Below are 23844 nucleotides of genomic sequence, written 5' to 3'. Positions count from 1 at the left end.
GTGCGCCTGACGATCGGCAGCGAGACTGGGCCGATGATCCGTCTCACTGAGCCGCCCCGTCTTGTCCTGCCCACGGTTGAGGTGCGGACGTCGTACCTCGTCGGCGAGCAGGTGGACTGCCTGCTCGAAGGCCGCCCGACGGAGTGGCTGGACGCGGCGAGCGCCGACTTCGCCGAGTTCGTCGCCGCGCGGCGCGGGGTGCTGCCGCGATGGGGAGTGCCTTCCACGATCTTCTGGTATGTCTCCGGCGAGTACTACCTGGGCACTTTGGTCGTCCGGCACGAACTCACCGCCGACCTCGCCGAGGCGGGCGGCCACATCGGGTACCACGTGGTGCCGCCGTGGCGCGGGCAAGGCCACGCCACGCGAATGCTGACGGCCGGGCTAGCGGAGTGCCGCCGCCTCGGGCTCCACCGCGTGCTGCTGACCTGCGAGACGGACAACGAGCGTTCCCGCCGGGCGATCCTCTCGAACGGCGGCGTGGCGGACGGCCGGAGGCGCGGCGAGGACCGGTTCTGGATCGAGCTCGGCTCGGACGCCGCCGCGTAGCCGATCAGCGGATGTCTCCAGCTCAGGCGCGCGCTGCAGGAGGGGCGCGCCGGACTGGCGCAGGCGTGACGGTCCGGGTCGGTGCGCGGTTGTCGGCCGTGAGGGGAACCCTGCGGGACTCTGATTCCGTCAGGGTTCCCCTCACGGACCCGAAGATCAGGCGAGCGTTGCCCCGTAAGCGGCGAGCACCGGCGGCAACGGCTGGAAGAAGCTGACCTGGTTGTTCCCGCCGGACAGCACCCCGTACCCGACCCCGGCGTAGAACAACGGGCCGCCGCTGTCGCCCGCCCCGACCGGGATGTCGGTGGCGATCGTGCCGACGACCTGCTTGCCGTCGCCGAAGTTCACGGTCTGGTTGAGGCCCAAGACCTTTCCGCAGGTCTTCTTCGTGGTCATGCCGCTCCGGCACACCAGCTGTCCCACCGCCGGGGTGCCCGCGCGCAGGATCCGCTGGGTGCCGCCGTCGTAGAGGTCGACCTGGCTGTGCCCGGAACCGGACGGGTTCTCGACGCGGCCGTAATCGGTCACCGGGAAGTGGCTGTCCACGTTGCGGCCGATGTCTTTCCAGTCGAGCCCGTGCTCGGTGCAGTGCCCGGCGGTGAGGATGTACCGGACCTCCTTGACGAGGATCGCGAACCCGGCGGAGCAGTAGTACGGCTCGCGGCCGGGGCCCGGCGAGACGGTGTACATCGCGTCGCCGCCGTTCACCGCCGCGGTGACCGCCGAGGCGGGAGGGCTGACCAGCAAGGCGGCCGCGGCCGCGGCGATCAGCACTCCGGTCAGCTTGCGGCGCGAGCAGCGAGACATCGGCAGGTCCTTCCGTCCACATGAGACTGGCTACGTCCGGCCAGTCCAGCGCCGAGCTGGCGGACGCACAAACGGAGTCAGCCGACGGTCCCGGGAGTGCCTCCGAACGGGTGACAACAACACTGGCCGGACGTCTGTCCGCACGGCACACTGACCCGGGCCGCGCGACCGCCGGTGACCTGCGCGAACAGCGCGAACTCCAGGGGGAGGTGCGAAGTCGGCGATGTCTCACGATCCGGGACGGGCACCGCCGTCGTGGTGAATTTCCTTCAGGTTCTTTACTGTCACGTCGTCAAGTAACGCTGATCTGCATAGGGAACCGTTGTCCGACATCCTGTCCCCGGGCGGCGCCGGGGTCCCGGCGGCCGCACCGGCCTCCCGGAATCTGTGGCGCGCGCTGCGGCACGACCGCTGGGCGCAAGCCAGCGCGGTCGTCATCGTGCTGGTGATCGTCACCGCTCTAGCGGCTCCTCTGCTCGCCCTGATCGAGGGCCAGGATCCGTACACGTACCACACTGAACTGCTCAATCCGGCCGACGGCACCGGCGCGGGATTCCTCGGCGGGATCAGCGGAAGCCACTGGTTCGGCGTCGAACCGCTGACCGGACGGGACCTCTTCGCGGTCGTCGCGTACGGCGCGCGGACGTCGTTCCTGATCGGGCTCGCCGCGACCGCGGTGTCGATGCTGCTGGGCGTGCTGCTCGGGGCGAGCGCCGGGTACGTCGGCGGCTGGTGGGACACCGTGGTGAGCCGGGTGACCGACGTGCTCCTCGGGTTCCCGCAGCTGATCTTCATGATCGCGCTCGGCGCGGTCGCCCCGCAGTCGATCCCGCGGCCGCTGCTGCTGATCGCGGTGATCGGCCTGTTCGGCTGGCCGCGCGTGGCCCGGGTGGTCCGCGCGCAGACGCTGAGCCTGCGCAACCGCGAGTTCGTCAAGGCGGCCCGTGCGCTCGGCGCGGGCGGCGCGCACGTGTTCCGCCGCGAACTGCTGCCGAACCTGTGGGCGCCGATCATCGTGCTGGCGACGGTGAGCATCCCGGCCAACATCGGGCTGGAAGCGGCGCTGTCGTTCCTCGGCGTCGGCATCCCGCCGCCGACACCGAGCTGGGGCCGGTCCATCAGCGACGCGATCAACTGGGTGCAGACAGATCCGATGTTCCTCATTTTCCCCGGCGCCGCGCTCTTCATCGCGACGCTGGCGTTCAACATGCTCGGCGACGGGCTGCGCGACGCGCTCGACCCGAAGACGGCGGTGCGCCGGTGAACCGCACTCTGCGTTTCGTGGGCGTCCGCCTGCTGGGCATGCTCGGCGTGCTGCTCGTGGTCAGCTTCGGCACCTTCGCGGTGTTCTACCTGCTGCCCACCGACCCGGCGTTCATGTCCTGCGGCAAGCCGTGCACGCCGGAGAACCTGGCGCTGGCGCGGGAGTTCATGGGCTTCGACAAGCCGTGGATCCAGCAGTACTTCGACTTCCTCGGCGGCATCTTCACCGGCCGCACGTTCGGCACCGGCGTGACCGCGATCGTCTGCTCCGCGCCCTGCTTCGGGTATTCGTTCCAGCAGAGCGAACCCGTGCTGGCGCTGATCGGGGACCGGCTGCCGATCACGGTTTCGCTGGCCATCGGCGCGTCGGTGATCTGGCTGATCGCCGGCGTCGCGACCGGCGTGTTCTCCGCGCTGCGCCGCGGCAAGTTCGCCGACCGGGCCGCGATGACAGTGACGCTCGCCGGGGTGTCCGCGCCCGCGTACCTGGTGGGGCTGCTGGGAATTCTGCTGTTCGGCTTCACGCTCGACGTGGTGCCGGTGAGCGGTTACGTGACCTTCGCGCAGAGCCCGGTCGACTGGGCGTGGCACCTCGTGCTGCCGTGGCTGGTGCTGGCGTTCATCAACGCCGCGGTGTACGCCCGGCTCTCGCGCGGCCAGATGCTCGAAATCATGGGCGAGGACTTCATCCGCACCGCGCGGGCGGTCGGCCTGCCGGAACGGACCGTCGTCGGGAAATACGCGCTGCGCAACGTGTTGCTGCCGGTGGTGACGGTGTTCGCGGTCGACCTCGGCGCGCTGCTCGGCGGCGCGGTGATCACCGAGCGGGTGTTCGCGCTGCCCGGGCTCGGCGGGCTGCTCGTCGACGCCGTGCACCAGGTGGACCTGCCGGTGCTGATGGGCGTCAGCCTGTTCGCCGCCTTCTTCGTCGTCCTCGCGAACTTCGCGGTGGACGTGCTCTACGGGGTCCTCGACCCCCGTGCTCGGCTCGGTTCTTGAGAAAGGGAACGGAAAAACCATGGATCGCAGGGACTTCCTGAAGGCGCTGGGCATCACCGCCACGGTCACCGGGGCAGGGGCGTTCCTCGCCGCGTGCAACGCGAACGAGCAGTCCGCCGGCGGGGGCGCGGTCGAGGCGGCGTCCGGCGGGACGCTGTACATCCTCAGCGACACCACGTCGCAGCACCTCGACCCGGCGAAGAGCCAGAACCTGGCGATCACCACGATCAGCCTGATCCACCGGCGGCTCACCGCGTGGAAGACCGCCGACGACGGCCCGGCCACCGTGGTCCCGGACCTCGCCACCGACACCGGCCGGGCGAGCGCGGACGGCAAGACCTGGACGTACACGCTCAAGGACGGCCTGAAGATGGCCGACGGCACGCCGATCACCAGCGCCGAGATCAAGTACGGCATCGAGCGGTCGTTCGACTCCGCGTTCTCCGGCGGCCTGAGCTACCACAAGAACCTGCTCGCCGGCGGACCGGACTACAAGGGCCCGTTCAAGGGCGGCGAACTGGCGTCGATCGAGACGCCGGACCCGAAGACGATCGTGTTCCGCCTGGCCCGCCCGTACGGCGACTGGCCGTGGATCGCGAGCATGCCCGCGTTCGCCCCGGTGCCGAAGGGCAAGGGCACCGACGCGACCTACGACACGAAGCCGGTCGCGTCCGGTCCGTACCAGGTCGAGTCGTACCAGAAGGGCGTGCAGGTCAAGTTCGTCCGGAACCCGAACTGGGACGGCAAGACCGACCTGGCGCGCACCGGCCTGCCGGACGCGGTCGTGATCCAGATGGGCCAGGACACCGGCGTCGTCGCGAAGCGGCTGCTGGCCAGCCAGGGCAACGACGCGTTCGCGTTCGGCTCGTCGTTCGTGAACCCGGCGCAGCTGGCGCAGATCCGCACGAACCCGGCGGCGAAGAACCAGCTCGTCACGTCGAAGTCCGGCGCGCTGGCCTACCTCGCGCTGAACACCAAGCGCGGCCCGCTGGCGAATCCCAAGGTGCGCCAGGCGTTCCAGTACGCAGTGGACAAGACCGCCTACCAGGTCGCCGCCGCGGGCAGCGCGGATCTGGCCGGTCCGATCGCCACGACGCTGATCACCGAGGGCATCGCCGGGCGCGAGGCGTACGACCTCTACCCGGCCCCGCCGAACGGCGACGTCGCGAAGGCGAAGCAGCTGCTCGCCGAGGCGGGCTTCCCGAACGGCATCGACAACCTGGACTTCCCGGTGTCGACGGCGAACAACGAGGCGGACAAGGCGCAGGCGATCCAGGCCGCGCTGCAGCGGGCCGGGATCCGCACGAAACTGCGCCCGCTCGACGACGAGGCGTGGACGACGCTGGTCACCGGCAACGACGGCAACTACGACCTGACCCTCGGTTCGTGGCAGCCGGACTTCCCGAGCGCCAACGCCAACATCGAGCCGCTGTTCGGCACCTCGGAGATCGGCAACGGCGGCTACAACGAGGCGCGCTACTCGGTGCCCGAGGTGGACGCGCTGATCGCGCAGGCGCAGGGCACGGTCGACCCGGCCGCGGCCGGGAAGCTGTGGGCGAAGGCCGACAAGCGGATCATGCAGGACTCGCCGGTGATCCCGCTGATCTACACGCGCAACTCGTTCCTGCACGGCGCGAAGGTCGGCAATTTCGCGATCGGCGCGTTCCCGGCGTACCCGAACTACCTCCAGATGGGCCTGGCGAAGTAATCCCGTGTCCGAGCAGCTGCTGTCCCTGCGCGACGTCTCGATCCGGTTCGGCGACACCGCCGCGGTGCGCGAGGTGGGCTTCGAGGTGAACCCCGGCGAGGTCGTCGCCCTCGTCGGGGAATCCGGTTCCGGCAAGTCGGTCACCGCGCTGTCGCTGCTCGGCCTGCTGCCGGACACCGCGACGGTGACCGGCTCCGCGGTGCTCGACGGCCGCGATCTGTACACAGTGGACGGTCCGGCGCTGCGCGCGGTGCGCGGCGGCGAGATCGGCATGGTGTTCCAGGAGCCGATGAGCGCGCTGAACCCGGTGTTCCGGATCGGCACGCAGCTCGTGGACGCGGTCCGGGCGCATCGCAAGGTGTCCCGGGCGATGGCGCGCGAACGGGCCCGGGAGCTGCTGGAGCTCGTGGAGCTGGACGCGCGGCGCGTGCTGCGCGCCTACCCGCACGAGCTGTCCGGCGGGCAGCTGCAGCGGGTCGTCATCGCGATCGCGCTGATCCACGACCCGAAGCTGCTGATCGCGGACGAGCCGACCACCGCGCTGGACGTCACCGTGCAAGCCGGGATCCTGCAGCTGCTGCGGTCGCTGCGGGACCGGCTCGGCACGGCGATCCTGCTGGTTACGCACGACATGGGCGTCGTCGCGGACGTCGCGGACCGGGTCGTGGTGCTGCGGGAGGGCCAGGTCGTCGAGCAGAACACCGCGGCCGGGCTGTTCGCCTCGCCGCAAGCCGACTACACCCGGGAACTGCTGGATTCGGTGCTGTCACTGGGTTCCGCTCCCGCGGGAGCGGTGCGGCCGACGTCGGCTCCGCTGGTTTCGGTGACGGATCTGGCGGTGACCTACCGGGTCGGCGGCGGCGCTCCGCCAGTGCGTGCGGTCGACGGCGTGTCCCTGACCATCGGGACGGACGAGGTGCTCGGCCTCGTCGGCGAATCCGGTTCGGGGAAGAGCACGATCTCGTCCGTGCTCACCGGCTTGGTCTCGCCGTCGGCGGGCACCGTGCAGGTCGCCGGCGTGGATATCGCGCGGGCGTCGGCCCGGCAGCGGCGGGAGATCCGGCGGCAGATCGGGATCGTGTTCCAGAACCCGGCCTCCGCGCTCAACCCGCGCGCGACGATCGGCGCGAGCATCGCCGAGCCGTTGGTGGTGCACGGCGAACGCGGCGAGCACCGGGAGCGGGTCGCGGAACTTCTCTCCGCCGTGCGCCTGGATCCGAGCTGGAGCGGCCGGTACCCGCATGAGCTGTCCGGCGGGCAACGGCAGCGGGTCGGGATCGCGCGGGCGTTGGCGCTGCGGCCGCGGCTCCTGATCGCGGACGAGCCGACGAGCGCGTTGGACGTCTCGGTGCAGGCCTCGGTGCTCGACCTGCTGGCGGACCTGCAACGGGAGCTGGCCTTCGCGTGCCTGTTCATCAGCCACGACCTGGCGGTGGTGGAGCGGGTCGCGGACCGCGTCGTCGTGCTGCACCACGGCAAGGTGGTCGAGGAGGGTCCGGTGGCGTCGGTGCTGGGCTCGCCGCGGGAGGACTACACGCGGCGGCTGGTCGCGGCGGCGCCGGTCGCGGACCCGGAACGGCAGCGGGAACGCCGGGAGGCTTGGCGCGCGCTGTCCGGCTGACCGATGAGTTTTCGGGTCGTCCGGAGTCGGTACCGGGAAACCGACACGGAAGGCACGACATGGGAAAGCTGCTGTACTCCGCCGCGATGTCGCTGGACGGGTTCATCGCCGGGCCGGGCGGGGACATGGGGTGGCTCGCGCCCTACACCGGGGACGCCTCGGCGGACGAACTGGCCGCCGAGGTCGGCGCGCTGCTGGTCGGCCGCCGGACCTTCTCCGGCGACGACCCTTATCGCGGCACCGAGGCCGAGGGCAAGGCCTTCGGCGGCTTGTGGGACGGGCCGCAGGTGGTGCTGACGCGGGGTGTCGCGCCAGCGGTGCCCGGGGTGACGTTCTGCTCGTCGTTGGCTGAAGGCGTCGCGGCAGCTCAGGCGGCGGCGGGGGAGAAGACGGTGAACGTGCTGGGCGCTTCGGTCGGGCGGGCTTGCGTGGAGGCCGGTCTGCTGGACGAGGTCGCGGTGATGGTGATGCCGGTACTGCTCGGCGATGGGGTGCGGTTGTTCGAGCGGGCGGGTTCGCCGGTGCGGTTGGAGTTGCTCGCGCAGGAAGGGACGAGCCTCCGGTACCGCGTGCTGCGGTGAACCGTCAGCGTTCCCCGAACCGGGCGATCGCTTCCAGAACCGCCGTTCCCATCGACGGGCTGCCGGTATGTCCCGCGTCTTCGATCACGACCAGTTCGGCGTCCGGCCAAGCCTGCGCCAGCTGCCACGCCTTCCGCAGCGGGGCGCTGAGATCGGCCCGTCCGTGGATCAGCACCGCCGGAATGCCATGCAGCAGGTGGATGTCGCGCAGCAACTGGTCGTCCTCGAGCCAGCCGTGGTGGCCGTAATAGTGCGCGCAGAGACGGGCGAGCGTGATCAGCTCGTCGTCGGTGCCCTCGCTGAACTGGCCGGTGCGGCCGCCGACCCACTCGTGCGAGATCACCGCGTCTTCCCAAGCGCACCAATCCCGCGCGGCGCGCAGCTGCACGGCGCGGTCCGGGCTGGCCAGGAGCCGCGAATACCCGGCGAGGAGGTCGCCGTCCGGGTCGGGCGCGCCCGCGCGGAACGCTTCCCACTGCGCGGGCAGCAGCCGCCGGATGCCACGGTAGAGCCAGTCGACCTCGTCCGGCGAGGAGGTGAACGCGGCGACCAGCAGGATGCCGCTGACGCGTTCCGGATGCCGCTGCGCGTAGGCCAGCGCGAGGGTCGCGCCCCAGGAACCGCCGTAGAGCAGCCATTTTTCGACACCTAGGTGGACGCGCAGTTTCTCCATGTCGGCGATCAGGCTGTCGGTGGTCTGGTGCTCCAGGCTCACCGCCGGGTCCGCGACGTTCGGGGTGCTCCGTCCGCAGCCGCGCTGGTCGAACACGATGACGCGGAACTGCGCCGGGTCGAAGCCGGTCCGGCCGAAGTTGCCGCCGCCTCCGCCGGGGCCGCCGTGCACGGACAGGACCGGTTTGCCCGCGCCGCTGGCGTCCCAGTAGATCTGCTGGCCGTCGCCGACGTCGAGCATGCCGCTGGCGTCGGTTTCGACCGAAAACGGCCGCATCGCGGGCCTCCTCCCCGTGGCGGAAACCCGTCGAGCGTACTGGATCACGCTCGAGGCGGGTCTCCAGCGCCAATGCCGGGGACTCAAGCCGCGCGACCTCGGCCTGCTGACCATCCACAAAGGACGACAACGGCACCGGAATGCCCGATGTGGGACCATCTGACCGTTTGCTGAAGTCCGTGAGGGGAACCCTGACGGAATCAGAGTCCCTCAGGGTTCCCCTCACGGACGCCTGGGCCCGCCCAGATCCTTCGACCTGGGCAAACCGCATCGGCAGCGCCGCCTTGAGGCCCTGGCATGGGACCACTGCCCGGCGTCCGTTCCCGGGTCCGCGGCCCACCGCGACCCGCCCTCACCCGGACCGAACCAGCCGTGCTGGGGAGGCACGGCAGCAGCGCGTCCACATCACAACCTTGAGTTCCCGGCATCGGGTTTACAGCGCGGACCGGGGGTCCCTAGGATCTGCGGCGCCGGAAGTGCCGCGGACGCGCGGCCCCGGCGGGGTGGAGGTCTGGATGGGGAACCCGGAGTCCGGCAGCGACCTCGAGTCGGTCGCGAATCTCGTGCGGCTGTCCGAGACGGCGCCGATGCCCCGGATCGACGGCAGCGAACCCCCGCCGCTGGTGCGCCGCCGGGCCGAGAGCGCCGCGGAAACGACCTCGGCGTTCGGCGGGGTCCTCGACGTTTCGACCGGTTCGCCGACCGAACAGCTCGCCAAACGCGGCCCGCTGCCCGTGGCGGATCCGCCCGCGCAGACCGCGCCGCCGGCCGAGCGGCGGCCCGTGCGCTACGGCGTCTTCGCCGGAGCGGCAGTAGTGCTGTGCGCGGGGCTGGGCTCGTGGGCGTTGTGGCCGTCGGCGTCCGGCGGGACCGGCCCGCAGCCGGTGCAGCCGCCGCCCGCTCCGGTCCACACCTCGTCGTCGGCGCCGCCCGCGGTGAGCACGCTGAGCGCGTCCCCGGCCCCCGCCAGCGGCCAGGTGCGCGACACGATCGTCCGGGCCAGCAGCCGTCCCGCGACGACCGCGCCGCCGCCGCGCGTTCAGCCGACGCAGAACCCGCAGCAGGACGGCGGGGACCAGCCGCGCGACCCGATGGGAGACGCGTTCCGCTCGGCGGTCAGCTCGTACATGGAGCACTGGGGCGACGACAACGGCGACCAGCCGCGTCGCTGGCACGGCTGAGCGGCGGCAGTACTACTCTGAGTAGGTCACTGCCGACCGACTGCTCCGTGAGGTGTCCATGACCGGCCCGTCGTCCCCGTTGTCGCCCAGCCAGGTGCCGGTGGGGGTGGACCCGAACCGCCCGAGCATCGCGCGGATCTACGACGGGTTCCTCGGCGGGAGCCACCACTACGAGGTGGACCGCGCGGTGATGGAGAAAATCAGCACGGCGGTCCCCGAGGCGGTGCACATCGCGCGCGGCAACCGCGGCTTCCACAACCGCGTGCTGCGGATGCTGGCGAGCCAGACCGACATCCGCCAGTTCCTCGACTGCGGTTCCGGCCTGCCGACGGCCGAGAACACCCACCAGATCGTGCAGCGCTACCACCGCGACGCGCACGTGGTCTACGTCGACAACGACCCGGTAGTGCTCGCGCACGGCCGCGCGCTGCTGGAGGACAACGACTTCACGCACATGGTCGAGGCCGACATCTTCGAGCCGCAGGCGGTGCTGCAGCACGAAACGGTGCGCGAGTACCTCGACTTCTCGGAGCCGATCGCGCTGCTGCACATCGGCACGATGCACCACTACGAGGGCGACGGCGCGGTCGACGTGATGCGCGAGTACATCGACGCCCTCGCGCCCGGTTCGTACGTCGCGATGGCGCATTTCTACGACCCCGAGGTGCCGGAGCTGACCGCCGTGGCGAAGCGGATCGAGGAGATCCTCGTGTCCGGCCCGCTGGGCGCGGGCCGGTTCCGGACGCGGGCGGAGATCGAGGCGATGCTGCCCGGTCTGGAGCTTCTCCCGCCGAGCCGGACGGACGGGCCTGGTCTGTCGGTCGCGGACGAGTGGTGGCAGGACGGGCCCCGGCTGAAGCCGCTGAGCGACGCGGCCCGATGTGTCGCGGGCGTGGTGGGCCGGAAGGTCTAAGCCGTGGTCGGCTGGGGGATTTCCGCGGCCGGTGCGGGTTGCCGACGGGCGATGAGATACCCGACGAACCCGAACCCGATCAGCACCGCCAAGGTCCCGGCCGTGAACAGCTCGAAGGTCAGCCGCGACACGCCCCAGGTCGCCTCGAAGTCGTAAGGCACCCCGAGCGCCCGGTCGAGCACCCCGGGCACCACCGTCTGCCAAGCGCCGAGCAGGATCCACGCGTAGATCAGCACCGAACTCGCCCACAGCCCGACCCGTCCGCCCGGCACCCGGAACGGGCGTTCGACCGACGGGTATTTCCGCCGCAGCACCAGGATTGTCGGGAAGATCAGCAGGTACGACAAGAGCAACGTGCTCACCGCGATGTTGAGCACCACCGCGAACACCGCCGAGGCCGAACTGCTCTGCACGATCGTCGCCACCACAGTGAACACAGTCGCGACCACGCCGGAGAGCAGGTTGACCCGCAACGGCGTGTTCAGCTTCGGATGGAACGCACCGAACCACCGAGGGAAGGCGCCGTCGACGGCGGCCATCGCCTGAATGCGGTCCGAAGCGATCATCCACGAGCAGCCCTGGTTCAGCAGGACGAAGACGAACACGACAGCGGCGAGTGTCAGCATCGCGCCTGAAGCGCCGCCGTACACAGAGAAGACCTGGCGCACCGCGTCGAGGAAACCGCCGAGCCCGTTGATCTTGTCCGCGGGCATCACCAGCACGATGCCGAACACCGGCACCAGGTAACACAAGGCCGACACCAAGCCCGAAACGCCGACGGTGACCGGGACATCGCGCCGTGGATTGTGCATTTCCTCGGCGGCACCATTGGGCGCCTCAAAACCCACTAGGGCGAACATCAAAACCGGGACTACGGCGAGGAATCCGCCGATGGTCGGCGAGAAGGCCAGCGAGCCGTGGACGCCATGGCGGGCCGCATAGATCGCCGCGGTGACCGCGAAGAGCACCACGAGTCCGATCTTCAGCAGCGCCCCGGCGGCGATGAACCACTTCCCGTACCGCAGGCTCACCACCGCGCCGAGGATCGCCAGCCAGATGAAAACCAGCTTGAACGCGTAGTCCGCGAACCCGCCCGGCGAAGCGGGAACGAGATACTGCTGCCAGGTCGCGGCGGCGAGGAAGGTGATCGATCCGCCCAGCCACACCGGGTTGGTGATCCAGTACAGCAGCGTGCCGAGCGCGGCGGGCAGCTTCCCGAAGGCGAGCCGCAGCCAGACGAACGGCCCGCCTTCGGCCGGGAACGCGCTCCCCAGTTCGGCCATGACCAGCCCGTACGGGAACAGGAACAGCACCAGGAGCACGGCGGTCCAGGTGACCGCCTCCGCCCCCGAGGTCGCGATCTGGCCGATGGTGTCCACCGAGATGATGGCCGCGATCGCGAGGAAGATCGAGTCGATCCGGCGCAGATTCCGCCGCAGGTTTCCGGATTCGCTGTTGACGAAGGTGGGTTCGGACACGCTTCACCGCCTTTGGTGAATCGGGAGGGGGAGGAGTCAGGCTTCGGTGTTCTCCAGGTCTTCCTTGTGCAGCAACGGAGTTCCGACGGTCTCGCGCATCGAAAACGCGGCGATGAGACCGACCGCCGCCGCGACCATCAGGTACGGCCCGGGCACGAGAGTGCTGCCGGTAGCGGAAATCAGGACCGTCATCAGGTACGGCACGGTGCCGGCGAACAGCGCAGCGGTGATGTTGTACGCGATCGAGAGTCCGCTTTGCCGGGTGCGCGTCGGGAAGATCTCCGCGGACCACACCGCGTAGGTGCCGAGGATCGCCGCCAGGATGGCGCCGAGCGCGAGCCCGCCGATCCAGGTGCCGACGAGCCCGGTGCGCATCAGCAGGTACGCGGGAGTGGCGAGGACGAACAGCGCGATGCCCGCGCCGATCAGGATGGGCCGTCGGCCGACACGGTCGGAAAGGCGGCCGAAGAACGGCACGAGGAACAGCCCCACGAGCGAGATCACCGTGGACAGCGCCGCCGCGCTTCCGGACGAGTGGCCGAGGTAGTCGGTTTCGTAGGTGACCAGATAGGTGAGCACGGCGTAGAACGGCACGTGCATCATGGTCATCAAGCCGGCGGCCTGGAGCAGCTGCTTCTTGTTGTGGCGGAACAGTTCCCGGACCGGGCTGCGGGGCACGTTGTCGGTCGCTTCGAGCGCGCGGTACTCGGGGGTGTCCTCGATCTTGCTGCGGATGACGAACCCGATGATGCCGAGCGGCGCGGCGATCAGGAACGGGACGCGCCAGCCCCACGACGCCAGCTGCGCGTCCGTCAGGCCGACCGACAGCAGCAGGAACACGAACGAACCGGCGAGGAATCCCAGCAGCGAACCGACTTCCAGCCAGCTGACGCCGAATCCGCGACGCCGGCGCGGCGCGTACTCGGCCAGGAAGCTCGCCGCGCTGCCGAACTCGCCGCCCGCCGCGAGGCCCTGCAGCAGGCGCAGCAGCACCAGCAGGATCGGGGCCGCGATGCCGATCGTCGAGTAGCCCGGCAGCAGGCCGATCACCAGGGTCGCGCCGGACATCACGAAGATGACCACCGACAGCGTGCGCTTGCGGCCGATCTTGTCGCCCAGCGGCCCGAAGATCAGCGCGCCGACCGGCCGGATCCCGAACGACACCGCGAAGACGCCGAACACCGCGAGCAGCCCGGCGGTCGAGTTCCCCGCCGGGAAGAACACCGACGCGATGGTGCCGGCGAGGTAGGCGTAGGCGGCCCAGTCGAACCAGTGCACGAAGACGCCGACGGCACCGGCCGCGACGCTGCGGCGCAGCGTCGCGGGATCGGCGCTCTGTTCGGCGAGGTCTGGCGCCGGAGAGGCGTCGGGTGCGGTCATGAGTGGCCTCCTTGGACCGGTTCTCCGGGAGGACGCTAAGAGCGGCCCACGGCATCTAACAAGAAGTAATAAGCAAAGCAATGCATCTGTTCGAGTTATGCAGAAGCGCTGAGCTGCGCTGACACAACGGTCTGACGGCGGCGAAACACAGCGTTCACGTGCGGGACGGCCCGCCGGTGAGGGCTTGCGGGGTGGTCAGCGCGACGACCTGGGCGTCGGTGAGCAGCTGCCGTTCCCGCACCAGTTCCAGCGCTGGACGGCCGGTTTGGTGCGCTTCGAGCGCGAGCGTGCACGCGGTTTCGTAGCCGAGTGCGGGGCTCAACGCGGTGACCAGCCCAGTCGAGGTAGCGACGAGGTCGGCCAGGTGTTCTCTGCGCGCGGTGATGCCGCGTACGCACTGTTCGGCGAGCACTCGGGCGCCGGCCGTGAGGTGGTCGAGCCCGGCGGTCAACGCTCGCGCGATGATCGGTTCGAAGGCGTTGAGCTGCAGCTGCCCGCCTTCGGCGGCGAGCGTGATCGTGACGTCGTTGCCGATGACCTCGAAGGCGATCTGGTTGACCGCCTCCGGGATCACGGGGTTGACCTTGCCCGGCATGATCGACGACCCGGCTTGCCGTGCGGGAAGCGTGAGCTCGCCGAACCCGGCTTGCGGTCCGGACGAGAGCAACCGGAGATCGTTGCAGATCTTGGACAATTTGACCGCCACGCGTTTCAGCACGCCGGACAGCTGCACGAACACGCCGACGTCCTGCGTCGCCTCGATCAGGTCGGGTGCGGAGACGAGTGTCGTGATCCCGGTCAGCTCGCGCAGGTGCGCAACAGCCCGCTCTCGGTACCCAGGACGCGCGTTGAGGCCGGTGCCGATCGCGGTGCCGCCGAGGTTCAGTTCGTGCAGCAGCAGCCGGGCTTCGGCGAGCCGTTGTTCGTCCTCGCCTAGCGTCGCGGCGAACGCGCCGAACTCCTGGCCGAGTGTCATCGGGACGGCGTCCTGCAGCTGAGTGCGGCCCATCTTGAGGACGTCGGCGAACTCGATCGCCTTGTCCGCGAACGCTTCCCGCAGTCCGGAGAGCGCGGAGAGCAGCTCGGCGAGATGCCGGTCGAGCGCGAGTTTGACCGCGGTGGGGTAGACGTCGTTGGTGCTCTGGCCGAGGTTGACGTGGTCGAGCGGGTGCAGGCGGGCGTAGTCGCCGCGGGCGTGCCCGAGCAGTTCGAGGGCGCGGTTGGCGACGACCTCGTTGGCGTTCATGTTCGTCGAAGTCCCGGCCCCGCCCTGGATGAGGTCGACGACGAACTGGTCGTGCAGGCGGCCGTCCCGGATCTCCGCGCACGCCTGAACGATCGCCGCGGCCCGTTCCGGCGAGAGCGCGCCGACCTCTGCGTTGGCGCGCGCGGCGGCTTCCTTGACGGTGGCCAGCGCGGTGACGAGATGCGGCCGGTCGGCGAGGGTTTCGCGCGTGATGGGGAAGTTGACCAGCGCGCGGGCGGTGTGCGCGCCGTAGTAGACGTCGTCGGGCACGCTGATCTCGCCGAGCATGTCGTGCTCGGAACGGGTGCTGGACATCGGTGTCCTTCCCGGTTCAGGGGGTTCGAAACGTACGGGCGGTGTAGTCCATGCCGGTCCACGCCAGTGCGATCGCCCCGTCGAGCAGGGCCCGTTCCGCCGTGCCGCCGACGCAGTGCGCGGCGAACTCGCGCTGGTGGTTGATCGCGGGCAGCGACCCGATGCCGATGTAGGGATGAATGGCGGGCACGACCTGCGAGACGTTGCCCATGTCGGTCGACGCGCGGTTCATCCGCGAGGCCGTGCCGTCCGGAGCGAACTCGCGGCCGAGTTCGAGGGCGTTGGCGCGATAGGCGGCCAAAGCGGTTTCGTCGGCGCGGAATTCGGCGTACGGCTTGCTTTCCGGCTCCACGCTCAGCTCGCAGCCGGTGGCCAGCGCCCCGGCCTCGAAAGCCCGCATCACGCGTGGCTCCAATTCGGACAGTTCCGCCAGCGTTTCGGCCCGCACATACCACCGGCCGGACGCGTGCTCGGGGATCGCGTTGGGCGCGTCCCCGGCGTGCGTGACGATGCCGTGTACCCGCGCCGAGGCCGGAAGTTGCTGCCGCAGAAGGCCGATCGCGACCTGGGCGACGGTGAACGCGTCGGCCGCGTTGATCCCGGCCTCGGGGTAAGCGGCGGCGTGCGCGGACTTCCCGGTGTAGGAGATCTTCGAGTGGCTGACGGCGAACGGCCGCGCTTCGGCGACGTCCACCGGTGCCGGATGCACCATCATCGCCAGGTCTACGCCAGCGAAAGCGCCGCGTTCCAGCAGCTCGATCTTCCCGCCGCCGCCCTCTTCGGCCGGGGTCCCGTAGACCTCGACGGTGATCCCGAGGTCGTCGGCGACCGTCGCGAGTCCCAGTGCGGCACCGACGGAGCTGGCCGCGATGAGATTGTGCCCGCAGGCGTGGCCGAGGCCGGGCAGCGCGTCGTACTCGGCACACAGCGCGATCCGCTGGGGCCCGGAGCCGAAGCTGGCGTGGAATGCGGTGTCCAAGCCGAGGTACTTCGACGTGACGGCGAATCCGTTCCGGTCGAGCAGCTCCGGTACCGCGGCCGCCGCGCGATGCTCTTCCCACGCGGTCTCCGGATCGGCGTGCAGCCGCTCGGACAGCTGGATTAGCTCGTCGGCATGCCGTTCGACCGCGGCGCGGGCCGCCGCTTTGGGTGCGGCCATCACTCGTCACCCGGCACGCCGTACGACGGCGCGGCGGCGGGGTTCAGGCCGCGGGTGACGTAGTCGTCGCGCTGGGGGAGCCAGACGTCGACGAGTTCGGCGAGCTGCTCGATCGGCTCGTCCGCCCAGTCCACGCGCAGATCCGTGACCGGCCACTCCGCGGCGGACACCACGACGAGCCCGGCGGACCGCACCGGACCCTCCTCGCCGCCCGCAGCGAGCCCGGCCCGCATCGCCGCGACGAGGCGCTGTTCCAGCTCGCCGGTCGCGTCAGCGAAAGCGTCCGCCATGGACTGGGGGATGTGCTCGCCAGCCAGCATGTTGCCCGCCACGACCACGCCGTCCGCCGTCGCCGACGAGTGCGTGCCCAGAGTTTTCGAGCCGCTGTAAGCAAAACCGGGCCCGGTCTGGCCGAGCACGGTCAGCTGCCGGTACTCGATGTGGTCCGCCGCCGACGTGACCTCGGTCAGTGCCTTCTCCGGATCCCCGTGTTCGGCGAGCCGGTCCAGCAGCCGCCCGCCGAGCCGCGGGTCGGTGATGTTCTGCGAAGCCGCCGCGCCGAGACCCGGACGCAGGTGCGCGACACGGGCGACGACTGCGGGGCTGGACGAACTGGCCGCGATGCCGAACCGGACGGTGCCGCCGGACGTGTCGCGGGCGACGATCGAAAAGGTCACTTCTCCTCCTCCGGGATCACCGCGATGGCGTCGATCTCGCACAGCCATTCCGGCCGGGCGAGCGCGGACACGACCACGCCGGTCGAGATCGGGTGCACGCCCTTGGTCCAGCGCCCGACGGTGCGGTAAACGGCCTCGCGGTAGCGCGGGTCGACCAGGTAGATCGTGAGCTTGACCAGGTGTTCCATCCGGCTGCCCGCTTCTTCGAGCAGCATCCCGATGTTCGCCATCGCCTGCTCGGCCTGCGCGGCGACGTCGCCGATGCCGACCGATTCGCTCGTGTCGAGGTCCTGCCCGATCTGGCCGCGGACGTAGACCGTGCCGTTGGCGACGACGGCCTGGCAGAGGTCGTTGTCGAGGTTCTGCTCCGGGTAGGTGTCCCGCGTGTTGAACGGGCGGATGCGACGGTGGACAGTCACTGCGTGGCCTTCCCTGCGGCGGTCGTCGGACGCCTCAGCCTGACCGCGCGGCCGAGGTTCTGTCCAGTAGATCTTTCCGGACCAATGCATCGGTTTTGCTGATGCACTCTGCATCGGGAAAACAGATCTTGAGTGCCGGAAACATCTGTTGGACACGAGCAGTGCGGGCCGTGAGGATCCGGGGAGACGGCGCTGAATCGCGCTGAAGCCGGAGCGGAGGTCTGGGATGTCGAGCGAACAGGTGGAGGCCCTCGTCGTGGGCGGGGGACAGGCCGGCCTGGCGATGAGCGAGCACCTGAGCGAGTGCGGGGTGCCGCACGTGGTCCTCGAACGGAACCGGATCGCCGAACGCTGGCGCTCGCAGCGGTGGGACTCGCTCGTCGCGAACGGCCCCGCGTGGCACGACCGGTTCCCCGGCCTGGAATTCCCGGACGTGGCCCCGGGCGAGTTCGCGTCGAAGGACCAGGTCGCGGACTATTTCGCGGCGTACGCGGACAAGATCGCCGCGCCGATCCGCACCGGAGTCGAGGTGACGTCCGTGCGGCGGCACGAGGGCAGGCCCGGATTCCGCGTCGAAACCTCGGACGGAACCGTCGACGCCCGGTTCGTCATCGCCGCGACCGGCCCGTTCCAGCGCCCGGTGATCCCGCCGATCGTGCCCGCCGACGCCGGTCCCGCGCAGCTGCACTCCAGCGGCTACCGCAATCCCGGGCAGCTTCCCGAAGGCGCGGTCCTGGTGGTTGGCGCGGGCTCGTCGGGCGTGCAGATCGCCGAGGAACTCCGCCGCGCCGGACGCGAGGTGTACCTGTCCGTCGGCCCGCACGACCGCCCGCCGCGCAGCTACCGCGACCGCGATTTCTGCTGGTGGCTGGGCGTACTGGGCAAGTGGGACGCCGAAACGCCGCCCGCCGGGGCGGAACACGTGACCATCGCGGTCAGCGGCGCGCGCGGCGGGCACACCGTGGACTTCCGCGCGCTGGCCGGGCTCGGCATCACGCTGGTCGGCATGACCGGCGCGTATGCCGACGGCAAGCTCAGCTTCGCGACGGACCTGGCGAAGAACATCGCGGCGGGCGACGAGAATTACCTTGCCCTGCTTGACGAAGCGGACGCTTATGCGACGCGCAACGGACTCGACCTGCCGGAGGAACCGTCGGCCCGTGAGCTGGGCCCGGACCCGGCGTGCGTCACCGATCCGGTGCTGGAACTGGATCTGGCGGCGGCTGGAGTGACGTCGATCGTGTGGGCGACCGGCTTCGCGGTCGACTACAGCTGGCTGCGGGTCGACGCCTTCGACGAGAACGGACGGCCGAAGCATCGCCGCGGGGTGTCGGTGGAGCCTGGGGTGTACTTCATCGGCCTGCCGTGGCTGGCGCGGCGGGGGTCGAGTTTCATCTGGGGGGTGTGGCACGACGCGAAGTTCGTGGCCGACCACGTGGCGATTCAGCGCGGGTACCAGAGCCACTCCGCGACCGCGGACAGCCAGCGATCCGGTGCCCTGGAATGAATCCGGTGCCCGACGCCGACCGTCACCGTTTTCGCCTCCGGTAGTGCCTGTTCGAGCAACGCGTACCGGGATTGGTCGAGGTGACTCCGCGGCCCGCCCGCCAGGATCAGCGTCGGGGCGCTGATCGACGCGAGGCTGGTCCACCACTCGGGCTGAGGAGCGCGAAGGCCGGCGAGCACGTCCCTCGTCATTCGCCGGGTCGAACTGCTTGCGGCGGAGGAAGGCGAGCGCGCGCAGGGCGGTCCGGCGTCGCGACGGCGGCAGGTCGCCGGCGTCGCGCGGGGGCACCGGCATCTCTTCGAGCACCAGCCGCTCGATCCGGTCCGGTTGTTCCGCGGCCACCATGGACGCGACGAACGCGCCGAGCGAATGCCCGGCGAGCGTGAACCGCGCGAGCCCGTCGAGCGAGCGCAGGACCTCGTCCCGGAACGACGTCAGGGGATAGGACGGGAGCCGTTCGCCGCCGCGATGGCCAGGCAATGCCGGGGTGTGCGGGCGGAACCCGAGTTCGGCCAGCCCGGGCCGCAACGGATCCCACGTTGCCGGGCCGCTCGCGGCGGCGTGCAGGCAGACCAGGTCTTTCACGGACAGGCCACGACCTGGCCCGCCCACGAGAGACCGCCGCCGAAGGCGAAGAGCAGCACCGGCCCGCCCGGCGGCAGCTCGCCGCGCGAGACCATTGTGGACAGTGCGAGCGGGACGGACGCCGCCGACGTGTTCCCCGAGTCGACCACGTCCCGGCCGATCACCACGTCCTCGCGCAGGTCGAGCCGGCCGGTCAGCGCCTCGACGATGCGCAGGTTGGCCTGGTGGGTGACGACTCCGGCCAGGTCGGTGGTGGCGATGCCCGCGCGGCGGCAGGCTTCCGCCGCGACGGCGGGTAGTTCCTGCGTGGCCCAGCGGAACACCGCCTGGCCGTCCTGGGCGAACGCGGGCTGCCATTCGTCCACGAGCCGGACCAGGTTCCTGCGCGCCGGGTCGGAGCCCCAGACGACCGGCCCGACCGCCGGGACGTCGGCCGCGCTGAGCACGGCCGCGCCCGCGCCGTCGCCGAGCAGGACGCAGGTGCCGCGGTCGGTCCAGTCGGTGACGTCGGACATTTTCTCCGCGCCGACGACCAGCGCGTGCCGGGCGGCTCCGGCCTGGACGGCGTGGTCGGCGGTGGCCAGCGCGGTGCAGAAGCCGGCGCAGCCGTTGTTGAGGTCGAAACAGACCGGGGCCGGGATGCCCAAGCGGCCCGCGACCTGAGCGGCGATCGACGGGCAGCGGTCGATCGCGCTGCAGGTGGCGACGGTGACCAGGCCGATGTCGCCCGGTTCGAGACCGGCCGCGGCGAGTGCCTTCGCCGCGGCCTCGGTGGCCAGATCGGCGACCGAGCCGTCCGCGATGTGCCGGGTGGCGATGCCGGTGCGGCGGCGGATCCACTCGTCGGTCGTGTCGACCATGCCTTCCAGGTCGGTGTTGGTCAGAACGCGGGCGGGCCGGTGGTGGCCGAGCGCGGTGACGCGGGAGCCGGGCATCTGTCCCTCCTCAAGGTCTGATCGCACTATGGCGACCGATCGTTCGTAATCTATAGTGTTCGCATGAGTCCCCGGAAGTCCGTGGCCGAGTCGCGCTCGACCCGGCAGCGCATCCTCGACCTCGGCCTGGCGACCGCCTCCGCGGAGGGCTTGGAGGGACTGACCATCGGGCGGCTCGCCGCCGAGCTGGGGATGAGCAAGGCAGGCGTGATCGGGCATTTCGGCACCAAGGAGAGCCTGCAGCTCGCGGTCGTCGAGGCCGCGGCGGAGCTGTTCGTCCGCGAGGTGCCCGAACACGCCCGCGGGGTGCCGCGCGGCCTGCCGTACCTCCGTGCGGCCTGCGAGGCATGGATTTCCTTCCTGGAACGCGAACTGCTGCCTGGCGGCTGCTTCTTCACCGCGGCGGCGGCCGAGTTCGACGGCCGGGACGGACCGGTGCGCGACGCCGTCGTCAGGATGAGCGCGTTCTGGCAGCGGGAGCTGCGCGTCAACATCTGGCGTGCGGTGAGCCTGGACGAACTGCCCGCGGACACGGACATCGACCAGCTGCTCTACGAGATCGTCGCGATCATGTTGGCGCTCAACCATTTCCTGCAGCTGCACGGCGACCGCCAGGCCCCGGCCCGCGCGCGCCGTGCGCTGGAACGGCTGTTGTGCCGCCGGGTCAGCGAGTTCCCGGGGCGGAGTACAGCACGCGGCACAACTCCCGGAACTCCTGCGCCCGCCGAGTGAGCCGCACCCCGCGCATGGCGGCCAGGACGATCTCCAACGACGGAACCTCATCCGTCAGCGCAAGCGGCACGACACTCGCCCCCGCATAAGTCGTGTCAGCAGGCGGACGCTGGTTGAGCAACGCGAACCCGTGCCCGGAAGCCACCAGCGCCCGCACAGTCTCGTAACCACTGGTCCGATGCCGAACCTGCGGCGCCACCCCTGCGTCGCTGAGGATCGACTGCAGATACTCCCTGCTGTGCGGCAGGTCGAGCAGCACCATCGGCTCCTCGGCCAGCTCCCGCAGCGACACCTTGCGGCTCTTCCGCCGAGCGAGCCGGTGGTCCTCGGAAACGAGCGCGTACGGCGCGGCAGTGCCGACCACCTCGCGGTCGACGTCGTCGTCGAGGTCGTACCCGTACAGCATCGCCAGCTCGGTCTCACCCGCCCGCAAGGCACTCTTGAGCGCCTTGTGCTCGCCCTCGCGCAGCGACACGTGGACGCGCGGATGCCGGGCCTCGAACTCGGCCAGCAGGCTCGGCAGGCGGAACGGCGCGAGCGTGGTGAAGCAGCCGACGGTCAGCGTGCCGACCAGATCGGTGCCGGATTGCCGCGCGGTCTCGACCAGCTCCGCGCCGTGTGCCAGGAAATCCAGTACGCGCTTGTAGAACTCCTCGCCGGCGGTGGTCAGGCTGAGCCCGCGGGCGTGGTGGCGCAGCAGGAACTGCACGCCCATTTCCTTCTCCAGCTGCGCGATCGCCGTCGAAACAGCCGACTGCGACACCATCAGCTCCTTCGACGCGGCGGTCATGCTCAAGTGCCGCGCCGCCGCCTCGAAGTAGCGCAGCTGCACGAGGGTGAAGGATGGCTCGCTCATGCCGACATCCTGCCTCAGTGACAGCAATCCGGATGCCGCGGTTTCGGCGCGGGCGTGTCCAGCGCCGGGTTGGCGTCGAAGAATCCGCTCGGCTTCAGGGTGAATCCGGTGTGGTCGACGGGCATGATCGGCCAGTCCTCGGTGCGCGGGTAATGCGTGAGGCCGAAGGTGTGCCAGACGACGAGGTCGGTGCCGTCGAGGTCGCGGTCTGCCTGGACCCAGGTGTCGATGCCGGTCTTGCCGTCGTTCTGGTTGACGTACTCGCCCGCAGGGAAACGCTCATCCTCGGCGTACGCGGTGACCCACAGGTGCTTGCGGGTGAAGGCGGCGCGGCGGGCGATCGATGACGCGTCGTCGGCGAGCAGCGGCGGCAGGCCCTCCGGATGGAGCGTGTAGCCGACGGGTTTGCCCAGCGCGTTGTGCGACTCCGGGTTGCTGATCCGCCAGGTGCGGCCGAGGTTGCCGTCGGCGAGCCGGGCGGCGTCGGACTCCTTGGCCAGCCTGGTGATCTTGCGGGTGAAGGCGTTGCCGTACGGGTTGCCCGGGCCGATCGGGACGCGCTGCGCGTCGATCTCGTCGACGGCGTTGGCGAGGCCGTCGACCATCATGTCCAGCCGTGCGGAGAACAGGTGCTGGTGGAACGGCGCGCCGATGCCCGGGGCGATTTCGGCGGCCCACGGATACTCTTGGTCCTCGGCCAGGAAGGCCGACGTGAAGACGATGCCGGTGGCTTTGCACTCGAGTTCGATGGTGCCGTCGAGGTAGAGGTACCAGTAGAAGCCGTAGTCGTAGTTGCCGACCGTGACGAAGAACGAGATGACCAGCCGCCGCTGCCGACGGGTCGAGACACTCCCGTTGTAGTGGTCAGTGTGCTTCCACAGCACGCCAGCGTCTTCCTCGTGCATGCAGATCGCGTTCGTGACGGTGTGCGGCTGGCCGTCGTCGTCGTGCAGGACCGCGTCGAAGTAGCGGATCTCGCCGAGGCAATCACAGCCCAGGGTGAGCGAGTTGGCTTCCTTGCCCAGCGAATACTCGCCCGCGTCGAAGTAGTTCTGCCAGAACCGGACCGGGCTCGGATCGCCGTAAGGAACGACCATCTCGGCCACCGAAGCGCGATAGACCACCGGACGCAGCCGGTCGCCGTCCTGGAAGCCGATTTGGTGCAGGGTAAGGCCTTCGACCGCGTTGAAGCCGATCCGGAACTGCCACTTCTCCCACGTGACGACATCGCCGTCCACGGTGAAGCTCGGGCCCTCGGGCTGGGTGATCACGATGGGTTTCTGGGTGTCTCGCGTCGGGCCGTCGAGGTGGTAGTCGTAGGCGGTGCGCGGGATTTCGGCCGGACCGTCGTCGATGAGGTCGTGCACGCGGCCGGCGATCAGGTCTACGTAGGCGACGACACCGTCGATCGGGTGCGCCCAGAGGTTGTCGTCCTTGTTCAGCTGCAGGAACGCCAGGCAGCGCACGAGCCGGAGCCCGGTTTCGCCGGGGATGTCGAAGCACCCGGCGCTCAGCGCGGAGATCCGGACCGAACGCGGTTCGTCGATGCCGCGGCGGCGCATGGCCGCATTCCACGCCTCGTCCTCCCAGAGGATCTTCTCGACCAGGTCGAACTCCTCGTGCAGGATCGGCGGCTGCCCCTCGGCCACGACGTCCACCGCCCGGTCGGCCACGATCTCGCCGCTGGTCAGCGACACGACCACCTCGCGCACGGCACCGGTCTGCCGGTCCAGCAGCAGCGAGCGGACGCGCCGGTCCACCGGGTCGCCCGGTTGCCAGGCGAGCACCGCCGCTTTCGCCGGTTCGAGCAGCGAGACGAGCGCGAACCGGGTGCTCCCGGTCGCGATCCCGGCGCCGACCAGCAGCGCGCGGTTGCGGGCGACCTCGTCTTCGGTCAGGCGCGAGAGGGGGTGGGCCATGCGCGTCTCCTCATTCTTTGCGGTCTATCGCAAAGAATGCGTCCTGTCGGTCTGCCTGGCAAGGC

The 23844-nt window shown here is 70.1% G+C and carries 21 protein-coding genes and 2 pseudogenes; 10 read left to right on the top strand and 13 right to left on the bottom strand.

The genetic code is table 11. The annotated features are described in order from the left end of the window. Positions 1-33 precede the first annotated feature (33 nt). Complete coding sequence (locus ABZX37_RS00430; protein WP_354734818.1) at positions 34-549, top strand: GNAT family N-acetyltransferase; 516 nt, start codon at positions 34-36, stop codon at positions 547-549. A 156-nt stretch (positions 550-705) separates the two neighbouring features. Here ABZX37_RS00430 and ABZX37_RS00425 read toward each other — a convergent pair whose 3' ends face one another. Then, entirely contained in the window at positions 706-1356 is a 651-nt protein-coding gene (locus ABZX37_RS00425; RefSeq protein WP_354734817.1) for a S1 family peptidase, read from the bottom strand. Positions 1357-1678: 322 nt separating this feature from the next. Between ABZX37_RS00425 and ABZX37_RS00420 the strand changes: the two genes are divergently transcribed. From ABZX37_RS00420 to ABZX37_RS00400, 5 genes are read left to right on the top strand one after another with little or no spacing between them, the layout of a single operon-like run. Next, entirely contained in the window at positions 1679-2620 is a 942-nt protein-coding gene (locus ABZX37_RS00420; protein WP_354734816.1) for an ABC transporter permease, read from the top strand. Beyond that, complete coding sequence (locus tag ABZX37_RS00415) at positions 2617-3618, top strand: ABC transporter permease (RefSeq protein WP_354734815.1); 1002 nt, start codon at positions 2617-2619, stop codon at positions 3616-3618. The genes ABZX37_RS00420 and ABZX37_RS00415 overlap by 4 nt, the downstream gene beginning before the upstream one ends. A gap of 19 nt (positions 3619-3637) precedes the next feature. Continuing rightward, positions 3638-5326 carry an ABC transporter substrate-binding protein gene (locus ABZX37_RS00410; RefSeq protein WP_354734814.1) on the top strand — a complete coding sequence of 563 codons (1689 nt, stop codon included), beginning with the start codon at positions 3638-3640 and terminating at the stop codon, positions 5324-5326. 4 nt (positions 5327-5330) lie between these two features. Continuing rightward, a complete protein-coding gene (locus ABZX37_RS00405; protein WP_354734813.1) occupies positions 5331-6947 on the top strand; it encodes an ABC transporter ATP-binding protein in 1617 nt (538 codons plus the stop codon). Between the two features lie 59 nt (positions 6948-7006). After that, positions 7007-7528 (top strand): dihydrofolate reductase family protein, encoded by a 522-nt coding sequence (locus ABZX37_RS00400; RefSeq protein ID WP_354734812.1) that lies wholly within the window; start codon positions 7007-7009, stop codon positions 7526-7528. A 4-nt stretch (positions 7529-7532) separates the two neighbouring features. On the opposite strand, the gene pip is transcribed toward ABZX37_RS00400, so the two are convergent. Next, positions 7533-8477: a prolyl aminopeptidase gene (pip, locus tag ABZX37_RS00395; protein WP_354734811.1), complete on the bottom strand. Its 945-nt coding sequence runs from the start codon at positions 8475-8477 to the stop codon at positions 7533-7535. A 515-nt stretch (positions 8478-8992) separates the two neighbouring features. Here pip and ABZX37_RS00390 point away from each other — a divergent pair. Both ABZX37_RS00390 and ABZX37_RS00385 read left to right on the top strand, forming a co-directional pair. Beyond that, entirely contained in the window at positions 8993-9658 is a 666-nt protein-coding gene (locus ABZX37_RS00390) for a hypothetical protein (RefSeq protein WP_354734810.1), read from the top strand. Between the two features lie 58 nt (positions 9659-9716). Continuing rightward, positions 9717-10571, top strand: a complete 855-nt coding sequence (locus ABZX37_RS00385) for an SAM-dependent methyltransferase (RefSeq protein WP_354734809.1) — start codon at positions 9717-9719, stop codon at positions 10569-10571. Here ABZX37_RS00385 and ABZX37_RS00380 read toward each other — a convergent pair. The 6 genes from ABZX37_RS00380 to ABZX37_RS00355 all read right to left on the bottom strand — a co-directional run bounded on the left by ABZX37_RS00380 (position 10568) and on the right by ABZX37_RS00355 (position 17245). Next, positions 10568-12049 carry an APC family permease gene (locus ABZX37_RS00380; RefSeq protein WP_354734808.1) on the bottom strand — a complete coding sequence of 494 codons (1482 nt, stop codon included), beginning with the start codon at positions 12047-12049 and terminating at the stop codon, positions 10568-10570. The genes ABZX37_RS00385 and ABZX37_RS00380 overlap by 4 nt on opposite strands. Positions 12050-12085: 36 nt before the next feature. After that, the gene (locus ABZX37_RS00375) at positions 12086-13429 is read right to left on the bottom strand and encodes an MFS transporter (protein ID WP_354734807.1); all 1344 of its coding nucleotides are present in this window, start codon (positions 13427-13429) and stop codon (positions 12086-12088) included. 154 nt (positions 13430-13583) lie between these two features. Beyond that, the gene (locus ABZX37_RS00370) at positions 13584-14990 is read right to left on the bottom strand and encodes an aspartate ammonia-lyase (protein WP_354734806.1); all 1407 of its coding nucleotides are present in this window, start codon (positions 14988-14990) and stop codon (positions 13584-13586) included. A 16-nt stretch (positions 14991-15006) separates the two neighbouring features. Further along, positions 15007-16149, bottom strand: a complete 1143-nt coding sequence (locus tag ABZX37_RS00365) for a M20 family metallopeptidase (protein WP_354734805.1) — start codon at positions 16147-16149, stop codon at positions 15007-15009. Next, positions 16149-16826 (bottom strand): DUF1028 domain-containing protein, encoded by a 678-nt coding sequence (locus ABZX37_RS00360; RefSeq protein WP_354734804.1) that lies wholly within the window; start codon positions 16824-16826, stop codon positions 16149-16151. The genes ABZX37_RS00365 and ABZX37_RS00360 overlap by 1 nt, the downstream gene beginning before the upstream one ends. After that, positions 16823-17245, bottom strand: a complete 423-nt coding sequence (locus ABZX37_RS00355; RefSeq protein WP_354734803.1) for a RidA family protein — start codon at positions 17243-17245, stop codon at positions 16823-16825. The genes ABZX37_RS00360 and ABZX37_RS00355 overlap by 4 nt, the downstream gene beginning before the upstream one ends. A gap of 226 nt (positions 17246-17471) precedes the next feature. Between ABZX37_RS00355 and ABZX37_RS00350 the strand changes: the two genes are divergently transcribed. Then, entirely contained in the window at positions 17472-18752 is a 1281-nt protein-coding gene (locus ABZX37_RS00350) for an NAD(P)/FAD-dependent oxidoreductase (protein ID WP_354734802.1), read from the top strand. Here the strand turns inward: ABZX37_RS00350 and ABZX37_RS00345 are convergent. The 3 genes and pseudogenes from ABZX37_RS00345 to ABZX37_RS00335 form a co-directional block, all read right to left on the bottom strand. After that, positions 18689-18943, bottom strand: a complete 255-nt coding sequence (locus tag ABZX37_RS00345) for a hypothetical protein (protein WP_354734801.1) — start codon at positions 18941-18943, stop codon at positions 18689-18691. The genes ABZX37_RS00350 and ABZX37_RS00345 overlap by 64 nt on opposite strands. A 112-nt stretch (positions 18944-19055) precedes the next feature. Next, a pseudogene (locus ABZX37_RS00340) lies at positions 19056-19337 on the bottom strand (alpha/beta fold hydrolase); the annotation flags it as partial. Then, on the bottom strand, positions 19334-20272 hold the full coding sequence (locus ABZX37_RS00335) for a beta-ketoacyl-ACP synthase III (protein ID WP_354734800.1): 939 nt from the start codon (positions 20270-20272) through the stop codon (positions 19334-19336). The gene ABZX37_RS00335 and the pseudogene ABZX37_RS00340, both read right to left, overlap by 4 nt. Positions 20273-20335: 63 nt before the next feature. Here ABZX37_RS00335 and ABZX37_RS00330 point away from each other — a divergent pair, with 63 nt between their 5' ends. Further along, positions 20336-21004 (top strand): TetR/AcrR family transcriptional regulator, encoded by a 669-nt coding sequence (locus ABZX37_RS00330; RefSeq protein ID WP_354734799.1) that lies wholly within the window; start codon positions 20336-20338, stop codon positions 21002-21004. On the opposite strand, the gene ABZX37_RS00325 is transcribed toward ABZX37_RS00330, so the two are convergent. Continuing rightward, positions 20937-21860, bottom strand: coding sequence for a LysR substrate-binding domain-containing protein (locus ABZX37_RS00325; RefSeq protein ID WP_354734798.1), 924 nt, complete (start codon positions 21858-21860; stop codon positions 20937-20939). The genes ABZX37_RS00330 and ABZX37_RS00325 overlap by 68 nt on opposite strands. Positions 21861-21874: 14 nt before the next feature. Further along, positions 21875-23785 (bottom strand): annotated as a pseudogene (locus ABZX37_RS00320) (primary-amine oxidase); the annotation flags it as partial. Positions 23786-23844 lie beyond the last annotated feature (59 nt).

It is taken from the genome of Amycolatopsis sp. NPDC004079 (genome assembly GCF_040610415.1).
Taxonomy (GTDB): Bacteria; Actinomycetota; Actinomycetes; order Mycobacteriales; family Pseudonocardiaceae; genus Amycolatopsis; species Amycolatopsis halotolerans.
The sequence above is the reverse complement of the archived record's forward strand: the minus strand, read 5'-3'. Positions and strand labels throughout refer to the sequence as shown.

What these genes read in the sequence shown, in the direction of transcription:
- ABZX37_RS00375 (WP_354734807.1), bottom strand. Translation starts at nt 13,429, where the DNA reads ATGACCGCACCCGACGCCTCTCCGGCGCCAGACCTCGCCGAACAGAGC.
- ABZX37_RS00350 (WP_354734802.1), top strand. Translation starts at nt 17,472, where the DNA reads ATGTCGAGCGAACAGGTGGAGGCCCTCGTCGTGGGCGGGGGACAGGCC.
- ABZX37_RS00335 (WP_354734800.1), bottom strand. Translation starts at nt 20,272, where the DNA reads ATGCCCGGCTCCCGCGTCACCGCGCTCGGCCACCACCGGCCCGCCCGC.
- ABZX37_RS00370 (WP_354734806.1), bottom strand. Translation starts at nt 14,990, where the DNA reads ATGTCCAGCACCCGTTCCGAGCACGACATGCTCGGCGAGATCAGCGTG.
- ABZX37_RS00365 (WP_354734805.1), bottom strand. Translation starts at nt 16,149, where the DNA reads ATGGCCGCACCCAAAGCGGCGGCCCGCGCCGCGGTCGAACGGCATGCC.
- pip (WP_354734811.1), bottom strand. Translation starts at nt 8,477, where the DNA reads ATGCGGCCGTTTTCGGTCGAAACCGACGCCAGCGGCATGCTCGACGTC.
- ABZX37_RS00425 (WP_354734817.1), bottom strand. Translation starts at nt 1,356, where the DNA reads ATGTCTCGCTGCTCGCGCCGCAAGCTGACCGGAGTGCTGATCGCCGCG.
- ABZX37_RS00325 (WP_354734798.1), bottom strand. Translation starts at nt 21,860, where the DNA reads ATGAGCGAGCCATCCTTCACCCTCGTGCAGCTGCGCTACTTCGAGGCG.
- ABZX37_RS00330 (WP_354734799.1), top strand. Translation starts at nt 20,336, where the DNA reads ATGAGTCCCCGGAAGTCCGTGGCCGAGTCGCGCTCGACCCGGCAGCGC.
- ABZX37_RS00430 (WP_354734818.1), top strand. Translation starts at nt 34, where the DNA reads ATGATCCGTCTCACTGAGCCGCCCCGTCTTGTCCTGCCCACGGTTGAG.
- ABZX37_RS00345 (WP_354734801.1), bottom strand. Translation starts at nt 18,943, where the DNA reads ATGACGAGGGACGTGCTCGCCGGCCTTCGCGCTCCTCAGCCCGAGTGG.
- ABZX37_RS00390 (WP_354734810.1), top strand. Translation starts at nt 8,993, where the DNA reads ATGGGGAACCCGGAGTCCGGCAGCGACCTCGAGTCGGTCGCGAATCTC.
- ABZX37_RS00400 (WP_354734812.1), top strand. Translation starts at nt 7,007, where the DNA reads ATGGGAAAGCTGCTGTACTCCGCCGCGATGTCGCTGGACGGGTTCATC.
- ABZX37_RS00410 (WP_354734814.1), top strand. Translation starts at nt 3,638, where the DNA reads ATGGATCGCAGGGACTTCCTGAAGGCGCTGGGCATCACCGCCACGGTC.
- ABZX37_RS00385 (WP_354734809.1), top strand. Translation starts at nt 9,717, where the DNA reads ATGACCGGCCCGTCGTCCCCGTTGTCGCCCAGCCAGGTGCCGGTGGGG.